The 4,054-nt window shown below is 58.1% G+C and carries 3 protein-coding genes; all 3 read left to right on the forward strand.

What is annotated here, in order from left to right; all coding sequences use genetic code 11:
• A partial coding sequence (locus AC2FNN_RS21065; RefSeq protein WP_496760420.1) for a glycine cleavage T C-terminal barrel domain-containing protein occupies positions 1-1,333 on the forward strand: 1,333 nt, incomplete at its 5' end.
• 11 nt (positions 1,334-1,344) lie between these two features.
• Entirely contained in the window at positions 1,345-2,277 is a 933-nt protein-coding gene (locus tag AC2FNN_RS21070) for a choline/ethanolamine kinase family protein (RefSeq protein WP_496760422.1), read from the forward strand.
• A 455-nt stretch (positions 2,278-2,732) separates the two neighbouring features.
• Positions 2,733-4,054 (forward strand): adenylate/guanylate cyclase domain-containing protein (locus AC2FNN_RS21075; RefSeq protein ID WP_496760424.1); only part of this gene is annotated, 1,322 nt, incomplete at its 3' end.

A 4,054-nucleotide genomic window follows, 5' to 3' on the forward strand; every position in this document is an offset into this window, starting at 1 on the left:
GTGGATTGTCGATGGCCGCCCGAGCCTTGATCTGTGGCCGCTGGATGTGCGCCGGTTCAGCCCCCATCACGCCACGCGCGCCTTCATGTATCCCCGCGCGGTCGAGCATTACGCGCATCACTACAAGATGCGATATCCGGGACAGGAGGCGGAAACGGCCAGAAACCTGCGCCTGTCGCCCCTTCATGAGCGGCTGAAACAACATGGTGCGGTGTTCGGGTCCAAGAATGGCTGGGAGCGGCCGCTCTGGTTCGCCCCGGCCGGTGTAGAGCCGGTGGATCAGTTGGATTTCCTGTCGCCGGGTTGGAAAACCTATGCCGAACAGGAACATAAGGCCGCGCGCGACGGGGTCGTTCTGATCGATCAAACCAGTTTCTCAAAGTTCGAACTGATCGGCCCCGGCGCGCTGGAAGCCCTTCAAAACCTTGCCGTTTCAAATATGGACAAGCCGGATGGCACGGTGATCTACACCCAATTGTGCAATGATCGCGGGGGGGTTGAAGCCGATATCACCGTCACCCGACTGGGGCGGGACCATTTTTACATCGTCACCGGGTCCGGATTCGGCGTGCATGACGCGGATTGGATCAGACGTCAGCTGCCCTGCGATGGGCGCGCGCAGCTGATCGAAATGACGTCGGCACGCGCCGTCATCAATATCTGCGGCCCCAAGGCGCGGGATGTGATGCAGGCCGTCGCGGAAGAAGACGTCTCGAACCTTGCGTTTCCCTTTGCAACGGCCCGAGAAATCACCGTGGGAACGGCAAAGGTCCGCGCGATCCGCATAGGCTATGTCGGAGAGCTGGGATGGGAGCTGCACATTCCGACCGAGTTCGCCCTGCATGTCTATGACCTGCTTTGGCAAGCCGGTCAGAGCCATGGCATCCGCGACATCGGATACCGCACGATCGAGTCCTTGCGGCTGGAAAAAGGCTATCTTTACTGGAGCGCCGACATCACCCCCGACTATTCGCCAATCGAGGCAGGCCTTGGCGCGCGGGTCCATCTGAAATCCAAACAGAGCTTCATCGGCCGACCGGTGCTGGAGGCGCAGAAAGCGGCCGGTCCCGTGCGGCTGCTCTGTACGTTCATCACCGATGAGCGGCTGCCGATCACCGGAGGGGAGACCATACTGCATTCCGGCAAAACAGTCTCGCTGGCATGCAGTGGTGGCTATGGGTTTACCGTCGGCAAGACCATCCTCTACGGTTATCTGCCTGCGGAATTGGCTGGTGGGTCAGAATTCGAAGTGGAGGTGTTCGGAGAGCGTCACCTCATCCAGCGTGTGGGCGGGCCGCTTTACGACCCGGCAAACAGCCGTTTGAAAGCCTGAGGGAGAGAGCGATGCAAAACGAGCCGAAACTTGAGATCATGCAGGCCCTTCGCAACGTGGCGGGGTTTGACACCCTTGCCGAGGCGGACCTTCGCACCAACCGGCTGGGCGGGTTGACCAATCTGGTCTACCGCGTCGAAGGCGGGCCAAGAACGGTGATTGTGCGCATCCCCGGCGAGGGCACCGAGGCCTATATCGACCGCGCCGTTGAAATCCACAACGCGCAGATGGCGGCAAAAGCCGGGGTCGGCCCCGAAGTTCTGTGGGCAGACGCGTCATCCGGCGTGATGATCAGTGATTGCGTGCCCGACATCGTCACGATGACACCCGAGATGTTTGCGACGCGTCCCGGGTCTGCCGCCCGCGCGGGTAAGGCGCTGAGGCAACTTCACGATGCCCCCGAGCCGTTCAAGTTTCGGTTCGAGCTGTTTTCGATGATCAACGACTACATGAAGGTGCTTGCAGACAAAAACGCGACCCTGCCGGACGGGTATGCGGACGTCGTGGCCGAGGCGGCCCCGATCCGCGAGGTGCTGCGGGACAAACCCGGGACATTGGTCCCGAGCCATTGCGACCCTCTGTGCGAGAATTTTCTGGATGACGGCCAGCGCATGTGGATCGTGGATTACGAGTATTCAGGCATGAACGATGCCCTTTGGGATCTGGGCGATCTGTCGGTCGAAGCCGGGCTGAACGACGAACAGGAGCTTGAAATGTTGACAGCCTATTTCGACAGCCCGCCGAGCGAGGCTCAGATCGGGCGCATGGTGATCTACAAAGCCATGTGCGACCTGCTGTGGACGCTTTGGGGATTGATTCAGCATGCGGATGAAAACCCCGCCGAAGATTTCTGGGCCTATGCCACGAACCGGTTCGAGCGGTGCAAGTCCCTGATGCTGGCCCCGTCCTTTGCGACCCATGTGAAAGCCGTGGCCGAGGAATGAGGTTTCATCCACAGCCCGATCCGCCCTGGATACCGGATGCGCCTGGAGCGTAAACGTTTCTATTCGAAGCACATTGGCGCGCGTCGGCTTCTGCTGGTGCCGGGGTCGAGTCTGCTTTTCTGCCCGGTATCTCATGTCGGCCACGGCACTTTTGAACCTTTGCCAGCCATGACGTGGCGTCAGGGGCAGACCTGCATATCCGGTCGTTTGGTCCCCCTGAAACCTTGCCATTAAAGTCAATTTGAGACTTGAACCTTATGATATTCAAAGAAAAGCGCGTGACGGTGTGGTAATTTTGAAGTAAATCGGTCAATCAATGTAACAAGTTAACAGTGCCGCCTGTTCCTGCTATGGATTCAGCATGAATTCCTCTCTATTTTTGGATTATACATATACATTATGTATATGTATTAAGGGGAAAACAGGGGGGTAGTTATGGAAGGAGTCGCAAGACAATGACGCGGGTCCTTGAGGCATCACCACGCATTTCAAAAGTCCTTCATCTGGCAGATCTGAATGACTATGCCACTCTGTTTCAGCGAGAGGGCGTTGACGACAATATTCTGGACGAATTGACTGATCCGGAACTGCGTGATCTCGGGTTGACGGTTGGTGAAAGGAAGCGCTTTCGAAAGGCGCAGGCTAGGCTGAAATCGCAGGAAGCGTCGAAGCGGCCCGAAGTCCAGTCCAAGGCCGAGCGTCGGCAACTGACTTTGGTTTTCTGCGATCTTGTGGGGTCGACACGGCTGGCTCAGCGATATGATCCCGAAGACCTGATGCAGATCATGAATCTGTATCTGGATACGGCGATCGGCACCCTGAAACAGCACGGCTGCCATCTGGCCTATCGGCAGGGCGATGGCATCATGGTGTATTTCGGATACCCGAAGGCCATGGAAGATGATGCCGAACGGGCCGTACGAGCCGTTTTGGAGACCATCGAGGCCGTTCAGAACCTTGAAAACGAGTTTGGAGAAAAGCTCGACCTGCGGGCAGGCATTGCGACCGGCATGGTTGTCGTGGGCGTTGTTTCTTCAAAAAGCCTGGGATCTCAGGACTTTCTGGTGGGTGAAACGGCGAATCTTGCATCCCGCCTTCAGGGGCTGGCCGAACCGGGTGAAGTGATCATTTCTTCAGAGACCCGGAGGCTGACCCAAGGTGCCTTTGAATTCGAACCACGTGGCAGCCACGAGCTGAAGGGCTTTGACAATCAGCGCAAAGTGTATCGCGTGGTATCGGAAATCATATCCACCAGCCGGTTCGACGCGCGGGTGGGTCAGTCTGCGGTCGATCTTGTCGCCCGGCATGACGATCTTTCCACCCTGACCCGGCTTTGGAGCGAAGCGCAGGAAGGCTCGGGCCGGCTGGCGCTTGTCGGGGGGGCTGCGGGAATCGGCAAGTCGAGGCTGATCAAGTCACTGTCTGAAACAATCGGGGTCAAACCCTTTACATTGCAGTGCATCCCGCACCTGACCAGTCTTCCCCTGCACCCGATTGTCGGAGAATTGCGGCGCGTTTCAGGCGATAAATCTAATGAAAGTATCCGGGCTGCGATTTCGGACTTCGTGCAATCGGCATCTCGGCTGAGTGACGCGGACTTGCCCGTTCTTCTGGATATGGCAGGTGTCGAGACCGGCGCACCGTCAGAATCCGACCCGTTGAAGAAGGCGCGCAAATCCCTTGACGTGATGCTGCGCAGTCTGGGCAGCCTGTGCGACAGGCGCGGCACGTTGTTGCTGGTGGTCGAAGACGTTCATTGGGCCGATGCAACCACGTT

The sequence above is a fragment of the Ruegeria sp. BHSA118 genome (genome assembly GCF_059613405.1).

Coding starts and splice junctions, on each gene's coding strand:
- AC2FNN_RS21070 (WP_496760422.1), top strand. CDS start 1,345: ATGCAAAACGAGCCGAAACTTGAGATCATGCAGGCCCTTCGCAACGTG.